Below are 20,869 nucleotides of genomic sequence, written 5' to 3' on the forward strand. Positions count from 1 at the left end.
TCGAGACGCCTTTTGCTGTTATTCGTTTACTATCATTTGCTTACTGTTATTGGGAAGTAAGCGAGTAACAAGATTGATTACTGCTCTTGCTCGCGCGCAATCGCACGGTAACCAATGTCATTGCGGTGGAACATACCATTCCAGCTAACCTGCTTCGTCAACGCGTAAGCGCGCTCTTGAGCTTCAGAAACCGTGTTACCCAGTGCCGTTGCACAAAGTACACGACCACCGTTTGTCACCACATCGCCAGCTTCGTTATTAGTCGTACCCGCGTGGAAAACCTTTTGGCCTTCAACTTCGCTTGTTGGTAGTGAAATTACGTCACCTTTTGCGTAGTCAGAAGGGTAACCGCCAGCCGCAAGAACAACACCGATAGAAGCGCGTGGATCCCACTTTGATTCTGCTTCGTCTAGTTTCTCGTCGATAGCCATTAGGCAAAGCTCAACAAGGTCTGACTCCATACGCATCATGATAGGCTGCGTTTCTGGATCACCGAAGCGGCAGTTGTATTCGATAACCTTAGGTGTGCCGTCAGCATCGATCATTAGGCCAGCGTAAAGGAAACCCGTGTAAGGTGCGCCTTCTGCGTCCATACCACGTACCGTTGGGTAGATAACTTCCTCAAGGATACGATTGTGGATTTCAGGCGTCACAACTGGAGCTGGGGAGTAAGCACCCATACCGCCAGTATTAGGACCCGTGTCTTTGTCGCCAACACGTTTGTGATCTTGGCTGGTGGCCATAGGAAGAACGCTAGAACCGTCAACCATTACGATGAAGCTTGCTTCTTCGCCTTCAAGGAACTCTTCGATAACCACGCGGCTGCCAGCTTCGCCAAATGCGTTGCCCGCTAGCATATCTTTGATTGCGTCTTCAGCTTCTTCAAGGGTCATCGCAACGATAACGCCTTTACCCGCCGCAAGACCGTCAGCTTTTACTACGATTGGAGCGCCTTGCTCACGTACGTAAGCGATAGCTGGCTCAATCTCAGTGAAGTTTGCGTAGTAACCCGTTGGAATGTCATGACGAGCTAGAAAATCTTTAGTGAATGCTTTCGAACCTTCAAGCTGTGCTGCCGCTTGAGTTGGACCAAAGATAGGAAGACCCACTTCACGGAATGCGTCAACCACACCAATAACTAGTGGCGCTTCAGGTCCAACGATAGTCAGTTCGATTTTTTTCTCTTGAGCAAACGCCACTAAACCAGCGATGTCTTCAACGCCGATGTTTACGTTCTCAAGTTTAGGCTCAAGTGCAGTGCCTGCGTTACCTGGAGCGATGAATACTGTTTCAACGTTTGGGTTTTGTGCTGCTTTCCAACCTAAAGCATGTTCTCTACCGCCAGCACCGATGATTAAAACTCGCATTGTAAAATCCTTAATCTCAAATATCTAAATATTTAAAAAAACAAAGTTATAAGTCTTGCTCAAAGTAGTTGGTGATGTGGCTAGGCAGCAATTGAGCCCATCCCCGGGATCATAGTCCGCTATGTGACCGGGGTGGGCGAAAGCAGCTAACGACGCCACAGTGCCAAATACGAAGAGGAAATTAGTGGCGGAAGTGACGCATGCCCGTAAAGATCATCGCCATGCCGTGTTCGTCTGCTGCTGCGATAACTTCGTCATCACGCATAGAGCCGCCCGGTTGGATAACACACTTGATGCCAGCTTCTGCTGCCGCGTCGATGCCGTCACGGAATGGGAAGAATGCATCCGATGCCATTACACAACCTTCAACCTGTAGACCTTCGTCTGCAGCTTTGATGCCTGCGATTTTCGCAGAGTAAACGCGGCTCATTTGGCCTGCGCCCACACCAATAGTCATGTCGCCTTTCGAGTAAACGATAGCGTTAGATTTAACGTATTTCGCTACTTTCCAGCAGAATAGGGCATCTTTTAGCTCTTCAGCTGTAGGCTGGCGCTTAGAAACCACTTTAAGGTCATCTTCAGACACCATGCCTTGGTCGCGGTCTTGAACTAGCAAACCACCGTTAACGCGTTTCACGTCAAAGCCAGTTGTCTTAGTTGTCCACTCGCCACACTCAAGTAGGCGAAGGTTTTTCTTAGCCGCTACGACTTCTACTGCGTCAGCAGAAACTGATGGTGCAATGATAACTTCAACGAATTGACGCTCAGTGATAGCCGTTGCTGTTGCAGCGTCTAGCTCACGGTTGAAAGCAATGATGCCGCCAAATGCAGACGTTGGGTCTGTTTTGAATGCACGGTCGTAAGCTTCTAGGATGTCTTCACCTAGTGCAACACCACATGGGTTAGCGTGCTTAACGATCACACATGCTGGCTGGTCGAACTCTTTCACACACTCAAGTGCTGCGTCAGTGTCAGCGATGTTGTTGTAAGAAAGGGCTTTACCTTGAATTTGGCGAGCAGTAGAAACAGATGCTTCTTCAGGGTTTGCTTCAACGTAGAATGCGGCTGCTTGGTGGCTGTTCTCACCGTAGCGCATGTCTTGCTTTTTCTCGAACTGTTGGTTGAAAGTGCGAGGGAATTTGCTCTCTTCGTCAGCCTTCTTTCCTTCTTCATCAAGTAGAGAGGCACCGTATGATGGAACCATAGTGCCGAAGTAGTTAGCGATCATGCCGTCGTAAGAAGCGGTGTGCTCGAATGCTGCGATAGCGAGGTCGAAGCGAGTCTCTAGTGTTAGAGATTGCTCGTTCGCGTCCATTTCAGCGACAACGCGCTCGTAGTCGTGTGCGTTAACAACGATCGTTACGTCTTTGTGGTTTTTCGCTGCAGAGCGAACCATTGTTGGACCACCGATGTCGATGTTCTCAACAGCGTCAGCAAGGGTACAACCTTCTTTAGCAACGGTTTCTGCGAATGGGTATAGGTTTACAACAACCATATCGATAGGGTTGATACCGTGAGTTTCCATCACGTCATCATCTTGACCACGACGGCCTAGAACACCACCATGAACTTTTGGGTGCAGAGTCTTAACACGGCCATCCATCATTTCTGGGAAACCAGTGTAGTCAGATACTTCTGTAACAGAGATGCCTTTTTCAGCAAGCAGGCGAGCAGTGCCACCGGTAGATAGAATATCTACACCACGGTTAGCAAGAGCTTGTGCAAATTCAACGATACCAGTTTTGTCTGATACGCTGATTAGAGCGCGGCGAATTGGACGAGCGTTATTCATGCTTCCATCTTCCTCAAATTCATGGGGTTAAAATAAAGATATTTGCCAAAAAAGAACTTGTTTCTATCTTCTTAGCGTGGATTATCTTAGATACCAGTAAGAGATAAAATATTGGCCAGTTTTGGTAAAGACCTTTTGGGTTTGTCTTATGATCTAGCTATAAGATAACCAACTCCAAATTTGATGGCGCAGATTCTAACTAATTTATTACAAAAAAGCTCGCGCAATCGTTTGGCATCTCAAAATTAATTATGAAAAGTGCCATTTCAGCCTGAAAAGTAACGATAAGGTTAATTGTGGAATGGACGAAACAGTAGGAAAAAACATGTTTCAGATCGGTGAATTAGCGAAGCGATGCGGTGTGACAGCCGATACCTTGCGATTTTATGAGAAGAATAACCTGATCGCGCCAGCCAGTCGCAGTGAGTCGGGTTATCGCCTATATGATGAAAATAACCAGAAACAGGTGACCTTTATTCTCAAATCTAAAGCGTTGGGGCTGAGTTTGGACGAGATTAAAGAATTGCTTGAGATTCGACTTGAGGCCACACAGCACAGTTGCGCTGAAGTGAAGTCGATTACCTCAGCAAAATTAGAGATGATCGATGAGAAGATTACTGAGTTAACTAAGATTCGCACCGCACTTAAAAAGATTAATGATGCGTGTTGTGGACACGTAGACGACGATGCAAGCCATTGTTCGATTCTGGCAGCCTTGGACTCAGCAAACGTCAACAAAGGACGCTGTTGTCGCACTGGGGAGTAGTCAGCCATCTATCACGGTTCGACAAGCCAAAAAAAAAGCCAAACTCAAAAATGAGCTTGGCTTTCAATTCAATAAATTACGAAAGAACGATTAGTTCATGCCGTATTATCAAATAAGCCATTACTCTCAAACTCATCATATCTCACTTTAGTTCACCTAATGCCCATTGCAGCAACGGTTTACTATCCTATTGTGTCTCACCTTCTCCCGTAATATTCTCAGATGTATCAGCAATTGTGTGGTATTTGCTGTGGTAGCTAATTCCTATCACTGGCAAGTTTCAAAACAATTCTAATATTTAATATGACTCTTATGACTCTTATGACCAGACCTTTATATATAAGGGCTGAGAGGCGTCATAAGACTTGTTTTTCTTATGACGGATAATGAAAGGCTTATGACATGGCAATCAGTGACAGCAAGCTAAAAGCACTCAGTGGAAAGAAACACTACAACGCTAACCCTATAAAGATTGCAGACCGAGACGGGCTTTACGCGTTCCACTACAAAACAGGGAAAGTTTCGTTTGTACTTCGCTATAGATACAACAAAAAGCAATACGAATTAAAACTAGGCTCCTATCCCGCAACATCGCTGCTAGAAGCGAGAACGGCAGCTACCGAGCATCAAAAGCATTTAGATAAAGGTTTAGATCCAAAGGTGCAGGCACAACTCCAACGAGAGAAGACATTGGAAGCGGTAACGGTCAGGGATGCTCTCGAGCACTGGATAGATAATGATGCAGTTAAAAAACGTGCAAACTTTGAAAAGCACCGAGCTCAATTCAAAAAGCACATATATCCGTTCATTGGTCGTTTGCCTTTAGAGCTGTGTGAAACGCGGCATTGGGTTCAAGTCTTTGACGATATTACTAACGGAGCGCACTCTCGCCCCGCCCCAAAAGCAAGCGGGTATATTCTTCAAAATGCGAAACAAGCCCTTAGATTTTGCCGAAACCGCCAGTTTGCTTATTCGACAGCACTGGAAGACTTAAACATTGCTGATATTGGCGAACACCAAAATAAAAAAGATCGCGTTTTGTCGTGGCCTGAGCTTATGGAGGCTTGGAAATGGTGTGATAACGGGAAAAACCATTGGTACTACAGAAATCTAGTTCGTTTATTGGTTGTTTTTGGCTGTAGAACCCAAGAGCTGCGTTTATCAAAAATCAAAGAATGGGATTTAGATTCGATGCTTTGGACTGTTCCGAAATCTAACAGCAAAACGGGTTCTGAAATTAAGCGCCCAATCCCGATAGAGCTAGAAAGTGTTATTCGGACGCTAGTTGAAAACTCAAAAAATGAATTTCTGTTGGGTGAAGAAAAACGACCAGAGGCCGTATCTGCTTATGGTGCAGGAATTAGCAAAAAACTAGGTCATGAAAAGTGGAATTTACATGATTTACGCAGAAGTTTTGCTACCCACCTAAATGATATGGAGATAGAGCCTTATGTGGTTGAGCAGATGCTAGGGCACGCCTTAGGTGGGGTGATGGCTATCTACAACAGATCGCAGCATATAGAGAAAAAAAGAGCAGCTTTAGAGCTTTGGTTATCAAAACTAACTGACACAGAACAAGGGTCAAACGTGGTTGGATTTAAATGATCGCGGTTTTCTATGAAAAAAAACAAAAAAATAAACGTTAATATTTTCAGTTGCTTAAATTTTCAATGAAAAGAAAAACTTCATTTAAGTTAATTTTTTCAATGGCTTGTGATTTTGGGTGCGATTGAAAATGCTTTAAAGGTGCGCATAATCGGATACTTGAAGACTAACCGGAACTTACTGGGATAACGATATGAATACAGAAAAGCTACTTACATATGCAGACCTTTGTCCAATGCTAAACCGAAACTACAAAAGTATTTGGCGATGGGTACAAAATGGCACGTTTCCACAACCAGTAAAGCACCTTGGCCGTACAATTGGTTGGAGGCGATTGGATGTTGAAAACTGGATTAAAGAAAGTAGTGAATCTTAGGTTAGATAATCACTAATGAATTAATCTTTATTTTTAAGTTGTTGATTATTAATTGAAATTGTTGGATTTGGGAATTTAAAAAGGGAGCGGCTACCATGTTAAATACCAAAAGCTTTGAATTTATTGAATGAACGAAGTCAATAAAGCGGCAGAAAGAAAAAACGCCCAACAAATAAATGCTGAGCGTCCTTAAAAAATCATTGGCTAACGGTAGATTCCAGCAAGATTCGAACCATTAGCCAACGCTAAGAGTATAGAAAATTATGGCTAAAAACGCACGGACTTCCATAAGTTGCGAGCAGCGAAAGTTTGAAAAGGCTATACATGACGCCATTTGCCTAGACATGAATATTGCATTTGGTGACGCTAAACAAATCGACTTAGGCTTAATACAGGATGAGCACTATAAGCTAGTGACATCAACCTATGTAGATTTATTTGAGTACCCACACGCTCGCCCAACAGGGCAGGATGTAGCAAAAGAGATAGAACTCCAACTAACCAAAAGCGGTGCAGCAAAAGAGCACGCAGCACGTGTAGCTGACAGGGTTGAAGATTTTCACGGAATAACGCCAAACACGACTTTAATTACGCGGGCTTTAAAGGAGCTAAGAACGGACACTACAGCACCAACATATCTACATGAAATTAGCAAAAACACAGACCCAGCGGTCTATGACGAGTTGCTTACCCTTTGTAGGGAATCTACAGGGGCAACGGTTTTAAGTGAAATTACCATCGAAATTATCGCTATTATCAATTCTACGCATTCTGTTGTTTCGCATGGAGGTAAAACGCTGATTTGTGAAAGAGTCACCGATCATAAAGGGGAGGTGACTTACACTTTTTCAAGACCAGAGGAAAAAAAGCAGCTCTACGTAAATCTCAACTTTTCATACCAACAGGGCGAACAAACTAAAAAGGCAAATTGTCATGTCGTCTGGATGGGGAGTTTGTTACGAAATACTTATCACGGTGTAGTGTTCGACCCGTCCGGACGCGCTAGCAATCGTTTTTTAAATATATGGCAAGGTTTTGCGGTTAAACCTGTCAGTGGTGACGATCTCCTAGACCGGATTATGTGGCATTTAAAGCATATTATTTGTTGTGGTAATGATGAGCATTTTAGATTTTTACTGGCGTGGATGGCTCACCTGATCCAAAAACCTGAGGAAAAAAGTGGCATTTGTGTCGCTCTAAAATCGGACGCAAGGGGAACGGGTAAAAGTACCGTGTCTAGGCTGTTAAGTCGATTATTGGGGCAGCACGCAATCACTGTGCAGGATTCTAAGCATTTACTGGGGGCGTTTAATAGCCATTTAGCTAACAAGCTGTTAGTGACGATTGAGGAGGCATTTTGGAGTGGATCACCTAAGGATGCCGGCAAGATAAGAACATTAATCACTGAGAGCACGATATCTATTGAGGCAAAAGGAAAGGACGCTATTGAGGTTGACAGCTTTCATCGCTTTTTAATGATTACTAACAATGATTGGGTAGTACCTCAAACTGCTAATGAAAGACGCTTTTTTGTGTTGGAGGTTTCGGACGAAAAGGCCAATAACCGCGATTATTTCAAGCCGCTTAATGCTGACATTGAAGATGAGCAAACCATAGGGCAGTTTTTGAACTTCCTACAAGATTACAATTTATCGAGCTTCGATTTAAGAAAAGCACCAAGGACTGAGGCGACACAACAACAAGTTATGGAGTCGCTAGAACCACATGAGGAATGGCTGTCTGGAATCATAGAAAATGGCGAAATAATTGACGGGAACCAGTCATACGATCTTGAGTGTGGGTCAATCGTTCCTAAAGGTAGCTTTTTTGAATCTTATACAGGGTATTGCCAGAAATTGAGTGTTCCAGGCCATCGAATAATAAACGAGAAAAAGCTAGGGCGGTACTTGATTGGGACAGTGAATTTGATCGATGGAGGAAGGCCCACAATCAACGGCAAGCGCACCACTTGTTACAAAGTGCCATTGCTAGAAGAAATGAAAAGCGCATTTGATAAAGCTTATGAGTACCAATAATTGAGAGCGGGTAAATTGATTATGAGTGATAAGGGAAGTTTAAAGTCGTTACTGGCTGAGCGAAACGCACGAAAGGCAGTGAAGATGGCAAAGCAAAGCGGGCTATTTAGTGGTTGCGAGTATTGCGACACAAAAGCGGTTATTAAGGATTACGTTGCGGGTGATTCTCAGAACGATGAAATGATGGAAAAACTAATAACTGTGTTTGGGACCGGCATTAACTCAGCACCCTATGAGCGCGCCACAATTTACGCAACTGCGGATATTGCTCAGGCATTAAAGGATATGGGTAAATCATATGATGTAAGCCTGATTATGATTGATGTTGGATTTGACCCGTTTTGCGATCATGGATGGCGAAAAATAGTTTAAAAATAGCTGATTGGGAATATCAACCCTACGAAGTTGGGAATGTAAAAGGCTGATTTTTAGTGTCTTAATTCCCATTCGAATAACAAGAATATTGATTTTCAGATAACGAAATTAGCAAAAACGGCAAATATCGCTAAACAAACACAGAATATTGATTTTCACATGAATTATTGCCCACTAACTAACTACAAGGCATTGGTTAGATCTACTGGCAAAAAAAACACAGGATTACCATTTTGAAGCTATTAACCATTGAACAAGCGCGAGCAAAAGCAATCTCAGAACTGGCAGCTAAACTGGGCTTTGCTGTTGCTCACAATGTGGATTTAGACGCGCCTTCTCATATGCAGGAAAAGGACTCAAGTCGCGCAAAGGCTGCATTAATTGCAGGAGTAGAAAAACTGATTGAGATTAACGCTCGCGACTTGCTGACTGATCACGTTCACAGTAACTACCAAGCTCGAATTGCAGAATTAGAGGGTTCGCTAAGGGAGGCAAACAAGAATCACGAAATGGAATTACAGAAGCTAATCGAGGAAGTGGAGGGTTTGAAATGAGCAAAAAGGACAAATTACTAGAGCTGCTTAATATGTCAAAGGCCGCTGACGATGCAATTATTCAGATTATGGTCGCAAGGCACCCCAATTTCTCTTCTAAGGAACTTAAAGGTAAAAAGTTACGGCAGTGTATCGATGAGTACCTAAAAGCCGTATACGAGCGCGCAGGGCAGGAAGAGTTCAACTTAATCATGAATTATCGTGACCCATCGATTAACACGGGCGGGTTAACTGGAGTTTTACGTAGACTAAAGTAACCGACCCAAGCACAGAAACCCCAAACAAGGAAAACACATGATGAGTAATTCATATCCGCCAAAATCGAGCACTGGAAAAGATATGACCAATCCGGCCTATAAGAAAATGAACGACCACTTAGCCAACTTTTTCCCTAAATCGGTGAAGTCCGTACCACCCGAAGAAAAGAGCTAAAATACAAATTATTGAATTGAGAGAGGCGCTAGGAACGGCGCTTTTTTTGTGCCTGTCATGTTTTGGTCACGTTTCTAATATGACGGGCGTCATAAGAGCGTGTTTTTGAAACCCTTGCTACATAAGGGTTGGTCACATTAGTCACCTTTTCCACATTATTTTTTGAAAAAAACGCGGGGGATTTTTTCTGATGAGTTTGGGAGGTCGCATGATAAAAATTAATGCGCAGTTTTTAGTGTAAAAAAACGGAATTGGTAGTTTGTGTGGTAGCTATAAAATAAAAAAGCCACTCAGTAAAATGAATGGCCTTTAAAAACAATAACTTATGAATTTTTTATTAATTCATGCCGTATTTTTTAAGTTTCTTGCGAAGAGTACCGCGGTTAATACCCATCATGGTTGCTGCGCGAGTTTGGTTACCGCGAGTGTACTGCATGATAGTGTCTAGTAGTGGCTGTTCAACTTCAGCTAATACTAATTCGTATAACTCGCTGACTTCTTGACCGTTTAATTGAGCAAGGTAATTTTTCAATGATGCTTTAACTGAGTCACGTAGTGGCTTCTGCGTGATTTGGTCTTGTGATGTAACTGTAGTTACTGTCAATGCTTCTGAAGTCAGATTTTGTTCGAACATATTCGGTCTAGCTCTTCTCGTAATTATGGTGCAACGTTATCAAAAAAACCTTCTAGCGCTTCAAGCTGCAGATCACCTGCTTCGAATGCGTTGAAGGTACGGCGAAACTCACTCGCTTGTTCATGTTCTTTTAGATACCAACCCACATGCTTACGAGCGATGCGAGGGCCTAAAAACTCTCCATAAAATTCATGTAGAGCGTGCACATGACCAAGCATGATGTCTTTCACTTCCGAAATCGGGAGTGGGTCCATCGTGGTGCCGTTTTCCAAATAGTGTTGGATTTCGTTAAAAATCCAAGGACGCCCTTGGGCAGGTCGACCTATCATTAAAGCATCAGCGCCGGTGTACTCCAGCACAAACTTCGCTTTTTCCGGACTATCGATATCACCGTTAGCGATAACCGGAATAGATACTGCTTGTTTCGCTGCTTTAATGTGTTTGTATTCTGCCTCACCTTTGTACATACAAGCGCGAGTTCTTCCATGGAGGGCAAGAGCTTGTATGCCGCAGTCTTCGGCTATTTTCGCGATTTGGACACAGTTTCTATTGTCTATATCCCAGCCTGTGCGCGTTTTCAACGTTACTGGAACGTCGACAGCATTTACCACCGCTTTCAGAATGTCTTCAATGAGTTCTGGATGCTGCAGTAGGGCTGAGCCCGCAAGCTTCTTATTCACTTTTTTGGCTGGACAACCCATGTTGATATCGATGATTTGCGCACCGTTATCCACATTAAATTGAGCAGCCTCGGCCATAAGCTGTGGATCTGCACCAGCGATTTGTACTGAACGAATGCCCGATTCGCCTTCATGTACCATACGCTGCTGAGACTTTGACGTTTTCCAAACTTTCGGATTGGAGGACATCATTTCACTGACTGCCATCCCCGCACCGTAGCGAAGACACAACTCACGGAATGGTCTATCCGTTACGCCAGCCATAGGAGCGACGATTAGATTGTTCTTAAGTTGATAATTTCCGATTTTCAAAAATGTCATCACAGTTCTGTACCAGCAAGGGCGCGCATTTTACGCATTTTTTCGCTGCGTGAAAAGACTAATATTTGAGCATTTACAATTTGTTTTTGTAATTTGTTTAAATTTCAGTCAATTAGCGCCCAAAGTCTTGTCTAGCCTTGCTTGCGACCTGAGATTCGACACCATTCTTGTTGTTCAACGATCGGATCAATGTGAAGCTCATCACGATAATAAGTCGCAACATCTTCTGCTTGTGTATCTAAAACACCCGACATCGCAAGTACACCATTTGGCTTAACTAGGCCTTTGATGATGCCAGAAAGGTCGCGTAATGGACCTGCAAGAATGTTGGCAACAACAACGTCTGCTAGCAAACCTTCCGGTTGATCTTGTGGCAAGAACACCTCTAGTTGCTCAGCAACGCCATTGCGCTGTGCGTTGTCTTTTGATGCGAGCAGAGCTTGAGGGTCAATGTCGATCCCGATAACTTTTGCTGCGCCTAGTTTGATTGCAGCGATCGCTAGGATGCCGGAGCCACAACCGAAGTCGATCACGGTTTTGCCTGCCAGGTCTAAGCCTTCAAGCCACTCAAGACACAATGCCGTTGTCGGGTGAGTACCTGTACCAAATGCAAGACCTGGGTCTAGCATTACGTTTACAGCGTCAGGTTCAGGGATATCGCGCCAGCTAGGGCAAATCCATAAACGCTCACCAAACTTCATTGGGTGGAAGTTGTCCATCCATTCACGTTCCCAATCCTTGTCTTCAATTTGCTCTACTTTATGAGCAAAGTCTGCAGGGAACATGTTGCTTGCTTTAATCTGCGCTAGAACGACACCAGTATCAGTCTCAGCGTCGTAAAGCGCGAGAATGTCAGTATCACCCCAAAGGCGAGTTTCGCCCGGCAGAGGCTCAAATACAGGGGTATCTTGTGCATCCAGGAAAGTTACAGAAAGAGCACCAGTCTCTTCCATTAACATGTCGCCGATTTGTTCGGCATTTTCATTGGTAGCATTAAGCTTGATTTGAATCCAAGGCATGGCTGCATCTTCTATATGAGAAAAATTGGATGGCGAGTCTAGCAGAAAATATGAGCAAATTCACCAAAACCCCACGGAATATAATGGGGATTAAAGATTGATTTTTTCGGCGGTTCAAAAACAAAAATGCTCACCGAAGTGAGCATTTTGACTGTTCTTAAACGAACGGATTATGACAAACCAAGTTTCTTCTCAAGGTAGTGGATGTTTGCACCACCGTGTTGGAAGTTTTCGTCGTTCATAATAGACAGTTGAAGCTCAGTATTAACGTTAATACCTTCAACAATCATTTCACCCAATGCGTTCTTCATACGAGCGATAGCAACATCACGGTTCTCACCGTAAGTGATCAGCTTGCCGATCATTGAATCGTAATGCGGTGGTACAGTGTAGCCAGTGTAGATATGAGATTCCCAACGAACACCCATGCCGCCTGGTGCGTGGAAACGTTCAATCTTACCTGGTGAAGGTAGGAAACGAACTGGATCTTCAGCATTGATACGACATTCGATTGAGTGGCCGCGCAGCTTAATGTCATCCTGAGTGAATGATAGAGGCTGACCAGCTGCAATACGTAGCTGTTCTTTCACTAGGTCGATACCCGTTACCATTTCAGTAATCGTGTGTTCAACCTGGATACGAGTGTTCATTTCGATGAAGTAGAATTCACCGTTCTCGTATAGGAATTCAAATGTACCTGCACCGCGGTAACCGATCTCAATACATGCACGAGTACAACGTTCGCCAATGTACTTACGCATCTCTTCAGTGATACCTGGAGCTGGCGCTTCTTCCACAACTTTCTGGTGACGACGTTGCATTGAACAGTCACGCTCACCTAGGTGGATAGCATTACCTTGGCCATCTGCAAGCACTTGTACTTCAATGTGACGTGGGTTTTCTAGGAATTTCTCCATGTAAACCATGTCGTTGTTGAAACATGCTTTTGCTTCAGCACGAGTCATCGCGATAGCTTCTGTTAATTCTGCTTCAGAACGAACAACACGCATACCACGACCGCCGCCGCCGCCAGATGCCTTGATGATAACTGGGAAGCCAATGCGTTTAGCGTGCGCTTTGTTTTTTGCTTCGTCGTCGTCAAGAGGGCCGTCAGAACCTGGTACACAAGGTACGCCAGCTTTCTTCATTGACGTGATAGCTGACACTTTGTCACCCATCATGCGAATGGTTTCAGCTTTAGGGCCAACGAAGATAAAGCCACTGCGCTCTACCTGTTCTGCAAAGTCTGCATTTTCAGATAGGAAGCCGTAGCCAGGGTGAACAGCTACTGCACCTGTAACTTCAGCTGCGCTGATGATACGAGGGATGTTTAGGTAGCTATCGATACCACGAGCTGGACCGATACAAATGGTTTCGTCTGCAAGCAGTACGTGCTTAAGGTCACGGTCAGCAGTTGAGTGAACCGCTACCGTTTTAATGCCAAGCTCTTTACATGCACGCAGAATACGTAGTGCAATCTCACCACGGTTCGCGATTACTAATTTATCTAACATAATGAGTGCTCTCTATTATTCGATAATTACTAGAGCTTGGTCGAATTCTACTGGTTGACCGTCTTCAACTAGGATAGCTGTTACAACACCAGATTTATCAGCTTCGATTTGGTTCATCATCTTCATTGCTTCAACGATACATAGCGTTTCGCCAGCTGTTACTGATTGACCAACTTTAACGAATGGTTTTGCATCTGGGCTTGGAGCGCCGTAGAAAGTACCAACCATTGGAGAAAGAACTTGGTGACCAGCTGGAACTGCAGGAGCCGCTGCTTCTGCTGCTACAGGTGCCGCCGCAGGAGCTGCTGCCGCTACAGGTGCTGGAGCAGCTGCATATTGAACAGGTGCTACAGGTGCAGTGCTGTTACGACTGATTCGTACTGACTCTTCACCTTCAGAGATTTCTAGCTCAGAAATACCAGACTCTTCAACCAATTCGATTAGCTTTTTGATTTTGCGAATATCCATTGTTTCTTTCTCTTTATCTGTTAATTGAACTTACTCTATGACTGAGTAGGTTAGTAATAGTTCGTTGTTTATGTTTACTTTGAGTTGAGCTTGCTGAGCGCAGCGGTCAAAGCAAATTGATAACCTTGGGCACCTAAGCCACAAATCACACCTTCTGCTTTATCAGATAGGTAAGAGTGGTGACGGAATGGTTCACGCGCGTGAACATTCGATAGATGAACCTCAATAAATGGGATGGCAACGCCAAGTAGGGCATCACGCAGTGCCACACTGGTATGTGTAAAGGCTGCTGGGTTGATAATAATAAAATCAACATTTTGATAAGCACTATGGATAGCTTCAATCAGTTCATACTCACGATTTGACTGTAAGTGAGATAGCTCAACATCGTGTGCTTTCGCTTGCTCGGTCAGTGAGCTAATAATCTGGTCAAGTGTTTGAGAACCGTAGTGTGCAGGCTCTCTAAGGCCTAACAGGTTAAGGTTTGGGCCATTTAAAACTAGAATGCGAAACTTTGTAGACATCGTGGGGCTATCTTCCTTTATCGTGTTTACGAACGTGAATGTTGCCATTTCATTGAAAATTTACGGTTAATTTCCAGTGAGAAAAACCCAAATTTAAAAATTAGAACCAGATTATAGCTAATTCAGCGCAAATCGCAGCAATTTACTGGTCTAATCTCCTATTGATACAGCTTGGAATTGTTACCAACTTAACAAAAAAGCGTCTTAGCCTTAATTTGGGGCGGGATATTTGAGATCAAGATCAGCCATAAAAAAACCGCCACATAGGTGACGGTTTAGAAAGTGCTGTTTTAAACAGTGATTAGCTGCTGTGACTAGTTGCTTATGCCAGTTCGGCTTTCTCGGCAATCAGCTTATCAACCACGCTTGGGTCGGCTAGGGTTGAGGTATCACCTAGGTTACCTGTATCGCCAGTCGCAATTTTACGTAGGATACGACGCATGATTTTACCCGAACGAGTTTTTGGTAGAGAGTCGGTCCAGTGCAGTACATCGGGCGTTGCAATTGGGCCAATCTCTTTACGTACCCAGTCTTTCACTTCTTTATGAAGCTCTGCGGTTGGGAACTCACCATCATTCAGCGTGATGTAAGCGTAAATCGCTTGGCCTTTAATATCATGAGGGATACCCACAATCGCAGCCTCAGCAATCTTATCGAACGCGACTAAAGCCGATTCAATTTCAGCAGTACCCATACGGTGGCCAGAGACGTTAAGTACGTCATCAACACGACCTGTAATCCAGTAGTAACCGTCTTCATCACGACGAGCGCCATCACTGGTGAAGTACATGCCTTTAAATGTAGAGAAGTAAGTCTGTTCGAAGCGGTCATGATCGCCATGAACGGTACGCATTTGGCCTGGCCAAGAATCTAGAATCACTAGGTTGCCGTCTGTTGCACCCTCAATGATATTGCCCATGTTATCAACTAACGCCGGTTGCACACCGAAGAATGGACGAGTTGCAGAGCCTGGTTTGAGGTCTGTTGCGCCTGGTAGCGGTGCAATCAAGATACCGCCCGTTTCTGTTTGCCACCATGTATCAACAATTGGAGACTGCTCATTACCGATTGTTTTGTAGTACCACTCCCAAGCCTCTGGGTTGATAGGTTCACCCACTGAGCCCATGATTCTTAGGCTGTCACGAGAAGTACCTTCAACGGCTTCATTGCCTTTCGCCATCAATGCACGAATAGCCGTTGGCGCAGTATAAAGAATATTAACTTGGTGCTTATCGACCACTTCACTCATGCGGCTGGTGTTCGGATAATTTGGCACGCCTTCAAACAGGATGGTTTTCGCACCATTGGCAAGCGGTCCGTAAACAAGGTAAGTGTGACCGGTAATCCAACCCACATCCGCAGTACACCAGAAGGTTTCGCCTTCTTGGTAATCGAATACGTATTTGAAGGTCATGGCTGCATAAACAAGGTAGCCACCTGTAGTGTGCATTACACCCTTAGGTTTGCCTGTTGAGCCTGATGTGTAAAGAATGAATAGTGGATCTTCCGCATTCATCTCTTCTGGTGGGCAATCTGCCGATACGTTTGCGATAGCATCATGCCACCACACGTCACGGTGTTCGTGCCAAGCAACATCGCCGCCAGTACGTTTGAAGACCACAACCTTTTCGATGTTCTTCACTTCAGGGTTAGTCAGTGCTTCATCGACATTCTTCTTCAGTGGAACCGCACGGCCGCCACGCACGCCTTCATCGGCAGTGATAACGACTTTAGAATTTGAATCGATAATACGACCAGACAGTGCTTCTGGTGAGAAACCACCAAATACGACTGTGTGAACCGCACCGATACGGGTACACGCCAGCATGGCTACTGCCGCTTCTGGCACCATTGGCATGTATAAACAAACCACATCACCTTTGCGCACGCCTTGCTCTTTTAGAGCATTTGAAAATAGGCACACTTCTTTGTGTAGTTCATTAAAAGTTAGCGTTTTATCATCAGCCGGGTCATCGCCTTCCCAGATGATAGCGACTTCATCACCGCGCTCAGCAAGGTGGCGGTCGATACAGTTAGCCGAAACGTTAAGCGTGCCATCTTCAAACCAGCGAATATCAATGTGGCCAGGATCGAAAGAGGTGTTTTTTACTTGTGTGAAAGGCTTGATCCAATCAACGATTTTTCCGTGTTCACCCCAAAAGCCTTCAGGGTCAGAAACAGATTGTTGGTACATGGCTAGGTAAGTGTCATTATCCGCGTGTGTGGTTGATTTAATATTTTCTTTTACCGGATAAACGTGGGCTTCACTCATTGCATCTCTCCTTGTGCCTACATTCCTAATGAACTGGCAACTTCCTTTGTGTTCAGTTTCTAGGTCTATTACAGAACCGTCGTTGTGTTATCACTCTCGGCTAGGACGGCGATTTCCACAATTAGACTTTAGGATGAGACGCTGCTTTTCACTTACAAAATAGCGAGTTAAGTTCATTTTTGAGATGTTGCTCTCTATGTGAAGCGCCAGTGGTTGAATTAAGAATAAGAAGAGTTGAAACGGGGCAGGTCACCATGTTTCAGGCGTACAAAGATCAGCGCAGCGGAGATAGCATCTTGTAATGCATCATGTTTATTGACCGGTATCGGTAAATCGAGCTGGCGACAGATGGCGTCCATGCTGAGATCAAAATAGGCATTAGGCAGCTGTCTTTCGAGTTTGTCTTGATAGAGTTGGCTCACTTCGACTAATCGGTTAGGCAGTGGAAATCCAAGCTGTTTTAAACAGGCGCGGTCGAGAATTTTTTTATCATAGCGGATGTGATAGCCGACTAAAGGACGATTTCCAATGAAGTTCAGTAGCTCGATTAAAGCCTGTTTTTCTTCGATGCCGTGTTTTAGATCTTGATGACGAATGCGGTGGATTTTTATTGAATTGCAATCGAGCGATTGCGGGGCGCGCAACCGGACTTCAAAAGGTTGGCTGGTAATGATTCGGTTACCGATGATCTTGGTCGCGGCAATAGTGACTAATTCTGCCTGATTGGGGTCTAGGCTGGTGGTTTCACAATCGAGCGATACATATTCATGATCAATAGGCGCAGTAAACAGAGGCTGATAGAGAGAACCTTTGAGCTTGTGATGCCAGTAATAGCGAACCAACCTATTCATCGTTCAATGCCTAATCCCGTATCTGATAGTGGTAGCCGAGCCATTGCTTGAACTTCTTCACCACGTGCAGGCTATGTCGAAGCAGATCCCTGTCTGCTCGTTCCATTAGTTTGACGTTAATCTTGTTGCTGCTGTGCTGCTGAGAAAGCCTTTGGGCTAAACGCCACTTAAAGAATTGCTTGAGTGCTTCACTGAGATTATCGGCAGTACTTTGCTCTAATACTTTCTTGCTGACCAGCTGCTCAATGCGTTCGAAGGTGTTGTTTACCGTGACACCATGCTCTAGGCAAAGCGCTCTCACACCATGCACGATAGGGAAAATACCGCCTTGTTTGATATCGAGCCCTGACTTGGATTGCTTCACATTACCAAACAGGGTCAGGGGAACTGAGAAGTTAAGGGCAGGGCGGCAGAACTCCGTCAGAATCAATTCTTGTCCGAGCATTAAATCACTGAGGTGCTGCTTTACAGGTTTTAATAACTCTCTATTACCCGCTACTGCGTGTGCATCTGCCATGATCGCAATATCCATCACGGTGTCTGGCGTAGCTTTTTTTACCCAATGGGTAAGGGTTTGTTTCCACTCTTGTTCTGAATGCACCCATTTCGGATTGTTGACCATCACGTTACCCGGGCACAGTGGGTAACCCAATTGTTGAAGGGTATGAGTGAGGTCGTTCATGGCACTTTGGCATTGATGCCACTCCAAACCATCTTGAATTATTAGAGCGTTGTCTTGATCGGTTTTGAGAATTTGTTCCCCACGGCCTTCGGAACCCAACACGATTAGGCAGCAATGATTATGCAGTGCAGGTGGGATCACCAACTCAAAAGCCTTCTCTATGATCTGTTCGTTGACCGCAGAAATCAGCTCCATGATAAAGCGTGTGCGAATCCCATTACTGAGCAAGCTCTCGACCAGTTGACGTTGTTTGTTGGATGCCATTGCCAATTCTTCAACGCTGGTGGCACGCGCAATACGCAAAGTAAGAACGTGGGAGTGTGTGGAGAATGCGCTGAGGATCTGTGTCATATCCACCATGCCGACCGCATTTTTACCATCACAAACCATCAACCTTTTTACTCGATTTCTGGTCATGGTAATCATGGCGTTAAATAAGAAGTCGCCTTGGTTCACGTGCATCACCGGAAACGTTGCGATCTCACCGACAGGTGCATCCAGTGGGAAATTATCGAGCATCACAGCATGCAATAAATTGGTTCGAGTGACGATTCCATACGGCAAGGAATATGATGATCCAAAAGCTTTTTGATCATCATGTTCCAAATGAACTAGGGCCGAGTCTAACCCTTGTTCTTTAAGGGTTTGAGTGACTTGGTTGATCGGTTGGTTTGGTTCAAGTATCAGTGGTGGGTGATAGATAGAGTCATCCACTTTGGTCAATATAAACTCGGCTAGATTCTGCTGTTGTTGGGCGGCTTCGATCAGTGCTTTACGTGTTGATAAGTTGCTATCAAAGTAGGCGGCGAATTGGCCATTGGCGTGGTAAAGCTCGAGAAAAATCTCGGTGGGCAGCAGATAACTTAATGTATCTTCGAGCGCGATGTATTGGTGTTTGGTGTGAGGTTCAAACTGGCTTCGGACATCAAAAATATCGTCATTGGCATAGTGTGCGTAAATCTCACCATCACTGCTCGCGCGCTCTTCAACTGCCCCTTTGATCAAAATATGCAGGTGTCGGCTCGGCCTTTCAGCTTCCAGTATCACTTCTTGAGAGCGGTAATACACCACGTCTAATGAAGAGCGAAGCTTCAACTGCTCAGAGTCAGACAGGCTATCGAAGGGTGGGTGCTGCATATTAAATTTTTCAGGCATAAGCATCACAAGAAGAAATGGGAGTCTTTAATCAGTCTGACAAAATACCAGCGAAGCTCCAGACGACTTTAGTCTAAATGCGAGTATGGGTATTGATGAGCATGAAATCTCTTGTTGAAATGCGATATTCAGACCCATTGAATATGGGAATACTATCCCAGTAATAATTCCCTTTTTCATCGTATGCGAGATAGGCATAATTGGTGCTGCCTTTTTCCGTACACTTTATAGGTCATTTATGTTTAGCCCTTCACCCTATGGCTGGATCTCTCAGTATTTTCTTGGTTTCTTTTTTGCGTATGGCGTGTACTTGCCATTTTGGGCGTTGTGGTTTGAAGACCAAGGCGTGTCTGCTGGTGATATTGGTGTATTGATTGGTATCGGCTTTGCGACGCGTTGTGTGGCTAACCTAGTGATTACGCCACGTATCCATAAAGTTGAACACTTGATGCCAGCTTTGCGCTGTTTGAGTTTCGCTGCGTTGCTGTTTGTCGGCTTCCACTTCTTCACTGGTGGCAGTTTTATATTGATGTTGTTGGCAACGGTACTGTTTAACCTCTGTTGTGGGCCGATCATTCCTCTTTCTGATGCGATGGCTAACCATTACAGTCGTTTGAAAATGCTCGACTACGGCCGAACTCGCCTTTGGGGCTCAATTGCCTTTATCGCAGGTTCAACGGTGGTTGGTTATTTGGTGGCACAATTTGGCACCGACATGATTTTGTATACTGCACTCGCCGGTGTGTTGTTGTCATTGATTCTGGCGATGAGAAATCCCAACGTGATGCCAGTAACGCAATCTGAGCAACAAGCGGTGCGACCAAAACTAGGCGAACTGCTGCGTGAGTCGTCAGTGGTAAAATTTTTAGCCTTGATGGCGCTGCTGCAAGGTAGTCATGCGGCTTACTACAGTTTTAGTGCGATTTATTGGAAAGAAGCGGGTCACTCAGAAGCGATCATCGGTTACTTGTGGAGTTTAGGTGTTGTTGCTGAAGTGGCCGTATTTGCTCTGAGTAAGCGATTATTCTCAGGTTGGTCACTGCGTACTTTGTTTGTCGTCGCGGCTATTGGGGTGATGGCGCGTTGGGGTATTACCGCATCAACGACAGCGATTTTCGCATTGGTTATGGTGCAGTTGTTGCACGGAGTGACCTTTGCGATGGCACACATCGCCGCGATTCAATACATCCAATCTGAAGAACAAAACAAGATGGTTGCGCTACAAGCTCTGTATAACGCGATTCCATTAGGTGCCTTTATTGCATTAATGACCACCTTAAGTGGTTGGGGTTATGAGCTTTGGGGTGCAAATATCTTCTGGGGTATGGCTGCAATGGGTGCACTTGCTCTGTTCATTAAGTTGGATGAAAGAAGTTCAGTGGTTGAGGTTAATCAATCAGATTCGGAACAGTCAGAATCTCACAGCAAATGCTGATAATTAGAGTC

20 protein-coding genes and 1 pseudogene are annotated in these 20,869 nt (G+C 44.7%); 10 read left to right on the forward strand and 11 right to left on the reverse strand.

Annotation, left to right across the window (positions count from 1 at the left end):
• Positions 1–77 precede the first annotated feature (77 nt).
• Positions 78–1,367 (reverse strand): phosphoribosylamine--glycine ligase, encoded by a 1,290-nt coding sequence (purD, locus tag A142_RS18885; RefSeq protein ID WP_019820766.1) that lies wholly within the window; start codon positions 1,365–1,367, stop codon positions 78–80.
• A gap of 181 nt (positions 1,368–1,548) precedes the next feature.
• Positions 1,549–3,159: a bifunctional phosphoribosylaminoimidazolecarboxamide formyltransferase/IMP cyclohydrolase gene (gene purH, locus A142_RS18890; protein WP_019820767.1), complete on the reverse strand. Its 1,611-nt coding sequence runs from the start codon at positions 3,157–3,159 to the stop codon at positions 1,549–1,551.
• Between the two features lie 325 nt (positions 3,160–3,484).
• On the opposite strand from purH, the gene zntR reads away from it, so the two are divergent.
• From zntR to A142_RS25005, 9 genes and pseudogenes are all read left to right on the forward strand, one after another.
• On the forward strand, positions 3,485–3,925 hold the full coding sequence (gene zntR / locus A142_RS18895) for a Zn(2+)-responsive transcriptional regulator (protein ID WP_029405324.1): 441 nt from the start codon (positions 3,485–3,487) through the stop codon (positions 3,923–3,925).
• 402 nt (positions 3,926–4,327) lie between these two features.
• Positions 4,328–4,585, forward strand: a pseudogene (locus A142_RS25475) (Arm DNA-binding domain-containing protein); the annotation flags it as partial.
• A gap of 30 nt (positions 4,586–4,615) precedes the next feature.
• A complete protein-coding gene (locus A142_RS18900; RefSeq protein WP_241813145.1) occupies positions 4,616–5,530 on the forward strand; it encodes a tyrosine-type recombinase/integrase in 915 nt (304 codons plus the stop codon).
• Positions 5,531–5,765: 235 nt separating this feature from the next.
• The gene (locus A142_RS18905) at positions 5,766–5,906 is read left to right on the forward strand and encodes a helix-turn-helix transcriptional regulator (protein WP_241813147.1); all 141 of its coding nucleotides are present in this window, start codon (positions 5,766–5,768) and stop codon (positions 5,904–5,906) included.
• A 263-nt stretch (positions 5,907–6,169) separates the two neighbouring features.
• A complete protein-coding gene (locus A142_RS18910; RefSeq protein WP_019820771.1) occupies positions 6,170–7,942 on the forward strand; it encodes a DUF5906 domain-containing protein in 1,773 nt (590 codons plus the stop codon).
• Positions 7,943–8,026: 84 nt separating this feature from the next.
• Entirely contained in the window at positions 8,027–8,314 is a 288-nt protein-coding gene (locus A142_RS18915) for a hypothetical protein (protein WP_139137193.1), read from the forward strand.
• A gap of 236 nt (positions 8,315–8,550) precedes the next feature.
• On the forward strand, positions 8,551–8,871 hold the full coding sequence (locus tag A142_RS18920) for a hypothetical protein (RefSeq protein ID WP_019820773.1): 321 nt from the start codon (positions 8,551–8,553) through the stop codon (positions 8,869–8,871).
• Complete coding sequence (locus A142_RS18925) at positions 8,868–9,128, forward strand: hypothetical protein (RefSeq protein WP_019820774.1); 261 nt, start codon at positions 8,868–8,870, stop codon at positions 9,126–9,128. The genes A142_RS18920 and A142_RS18925 overlap by 4 nt, the downstream gene beginning before the upstream one ends.
• Before the next feature lie 37 nt (positions 9,129–9,165).
• Entirely contained in the window at positions 9,166–9,303 is a 138-nt protein-coding gene (locus A142_RS25005) for a hypothetical protein (protein WP_019820775.1), read from the forward strand.
• A gap of 337 nt (positions 9,304–9,640) precedes the next feature.
• Here the strand turns inward: A142_RS25005 and fis are convergent, their stop codons facing one another.
• The 9 genes from fis to A142_RS18970 form a co-directional block, all read right to left on the reverse strand.
• Positions 9,641–9,937 (reverse strand): DNA-binding transcriptional regulator Fis, encoded by a 297-nt coding sequence (gene fis / locus A142_RS18930; protein WP_004729744.1) that lies wholly within the window; start codon positions 9,935–9,937, stop codon positions 9,641–9,643.
• 23 nt (positions 9,938–9,960) lie between these two features.
• Positions 9,961–10,929, reverse strand: a complete 969-nt coding sequence (dusB, locus tag A142_RS18935) for a tRNA dihydrouridine synthase DusB (protein WP_032545339.1) — start codon at positions 10,927–10,929, stop codon at positions 9,961–9,963.
• 140 nt (positions 10,930–11,069) lie between these two features.
• Positions 11,070–11,957 (reverse strand): 50S ribosomal protein L11 methyltransferase, encoded by an 888-nt coding sequence (gene prmA, locus A142_RS18940; RefSeq protein WP_019820777.1) that lies wholly within the window; start codon positions 11,955–11,957, stop codon positions 11,070–11,072.
• 170 nt (positions 11,958–12,127) lie between these two features.
• On the reverse strand, positions 12,128–13,471 hold the full coding sequence (accC, locus tag A142_RS18945) for an acetyl-CoA carboxylase biotin carboxylase subunit (RefSeq protein WP_017062706.1): 1,344 nt from the start codon (positions 13,469–13,471) through the stop codon (positions 12,128–12,130).
• A gap of 15 nt (positions 13,472–13,486) precedes the next feature.
• Positions 13,487–13,939: an acetyl-CoA carboxylase biotin carboxyl carrier protein gene (gene accB, locus A142_RS18950; protein WP_017062707.1), complete on the reverse strand. Its 453-nt coding sequence runs from the start codon at positions 13,937–13,939 to the stop codon at positions 13,487–13,489.
• Between the two features lie 74 nt (positions 13,940–14,013).
• The gene (aroQ, locus tag A142_RS18955; RefSeq protein ID WP_010435475.1) at positions 14,014–14,463 is read right to left on the reverse strand and encodes a type II 3-dehydroquinate dehydratase; all 450 of its coding nucleotides are present in this window, start codon (positions 14,461–14,463) and stop codon (positions 14,014–14,016) included.
• A gap of 322 nt (positions 14,464–14,785) precedes the next feature.
• On the reverse strand, positions 14,786–16,735 hold the full coding sequence (gene acs / locus A142_RS18960; protein ID WP_009844693.1) for an acetate--CoA ligase: 1,950 nt from the start codon (positions 16,733–16,735) through the stop codon (positions 14,786–14,788).
• A gap of 218 nt (positions 16,736–16,953) precedes the next feature.
• A complete protein-coding gene (locus A142_RS18965) occupies positions 16,954–17,586 on the reverse strand; it encodes a 3'-5' exonuclease (protein WP_017062708.1) in 633 nt (210 codons plus the stop codon).
• Between the two features lie 10 nt (positions 17,587–17,596).
• The gene (locus tag A142_RS18970) at positions 17,597–19,429 is read right to left on the reverse strand and encodes a DUF294 nucleotidyltransferase-like domain-containing protein (RefSeq protein WP_019820779.1); all 1,833 of its coding nucleotides are present in this window, start codon (positions 19,427–19,429) and stop codon (positions 17,597–17,599) included.
• A gap of 232 nt (positions 19,430–19,661) precedes the next feature.
• On the opposite strand from A142_RS18970, the gene A142_RS18975 reads away from it, so the two are divergent.
• Positions 19,662–20,858 (forward strand): 3-phenylpropionate MFS transporter, encoded by a 1,197-nt coding sequence (locus A142_RS18975; protein WP_019820780.1) that lies wholly within the window; start codon positions 19,662–19,664, stop codon positions 20,856–20,858.
• The last annotated feature ends 11 nt before the right edge of the window (positions 20,859–20,869 follow it).

It is taken from the genome of Vibrio splendidus 12E03 (assembly GCF_000272105.2).
GTDB lineage: Bacteria > Pseudomonadota > Gammaproteobacteria > Enterobacterales > Vibrionaceae > Vibrio > Vibrio splendidus_I.

Excerpts from the sequence above, each read along its gene's own strand:
- purD (WP_019820766.1), bottom strand. The coding sequence starts at position 1,367 with ATGCGAGTTTTAATCATCGGTGCTGGCGGTAGAGAACATGCTTTAGGT.
- purH (WP_019820767.1), bottom strand. The coding sequence starts at position 3,159 with ATGAATAACGCTCGTCCAATTCGCCGCGCTCTAATCAGCGTATCAGAC.
- zntR (WP_029405324.1), top strand. The coding sequence starts at position 3,485 with ATGTTTCAGATCGGTGAATTAGCGAAGCGATGCGGTGTGACAGCCGAT.
- A142_RS18905 (WP_241813147.1), top strand. The coding sequence starts at position 5,766 with ATGCTAAACCGAAACTACAAAAGTATTTGGCGATGGGTACAAAATGGC.
- A142_RS18910 (WP_019820771.1), top strand. The coding sequence starts at position 6,170 with ATGGCTAAAAACGCACGGACTTCCATAAGTTGCGAGCAGCGAAAGTTT.
- A142_RS18915 (WP_139137193.1), top strand. The coding sequence starts at position 8,027 with ATGGCAAAGCAAAGCGGGCTATTTAGTGGTTGCGAGTATTGCGACACA.
- A142_RS18925 (WP_019820774.1), top strand. The coding sequence starts at position 8,868 with ATGAGCAAAAAGGACAAATTACTAGAGCTGCTTAATATGTCAAAGGCC.
- A142_RS25005 (WP_019820775.1), top strand. The coding sequence starts at position 9,166 with ATGATGAGTAATTCATATCCGCCAAAATCGAGCACTGGAAAAGATATG.
- fis (WP_004729744.1), bottom strand. The coding sequence starts at position 9,937 with ATGTTCGAACAAAATCTGACTTCAGAAGCATTGACAGTAACTACAGTT.
- prmA (WP_019820777.1), bottom strand. The coding sequence starts at position 11,957 with ATGCCTTGGATTCAAATCAAGCTTAATGCTACCAATGAAAATGCCGAA.
- accC (WP_017062706.1), bottom strand. The coding sequence starts at position 13,471 with ATGTTAGATAAATTAGTAATCGCGAACCGTGGTGAGATTGCACTACGT.
- accB (WP_017062707.1), bottom strand. The coding sequence starts at position 13,939 with ATGGATATTCGCAAAATCAAAAAGCTAATCGAATTGGTTGAAGAGTCT.
- aroQ (WP_010435475.1), bottom strand. The coding sequence starts at position 14,463 with ATGTCTACAAAGTTTCGCATTCTAGTTTTAAATGGCCCAAACCTTAAC.
- acs (WP_009844693.1), bottom strand. The coding sequence starts at position 16,735 with ATGAGTGAAGCCCACGTTTATCCGGTAAAAGAAAATATTAAATCAACC.
- A142_RS18965 (WP_017062708.1), bottom strand. The coding sequence starts at position 17,586 with ATGAATAGGTTGGTTCGCTATTACTGGCATCACAAGCTCAAAGGTTCT.
- A142_RS18970 (WP_019820779.1), bottom strand. The coding sequence starts at position 19,429 with ATGCTTATGCCTGAAAAATTTAATATGCAGCACCCACCCTTCGATAGC.
- A142_RS18975 (WP_019820780.1), top strand. The coding sequence starts at position 19,662 with ATGTTTAGCCCTTCACCCTATGGCTGGATCTCTCAGTATTTTCTTGGT.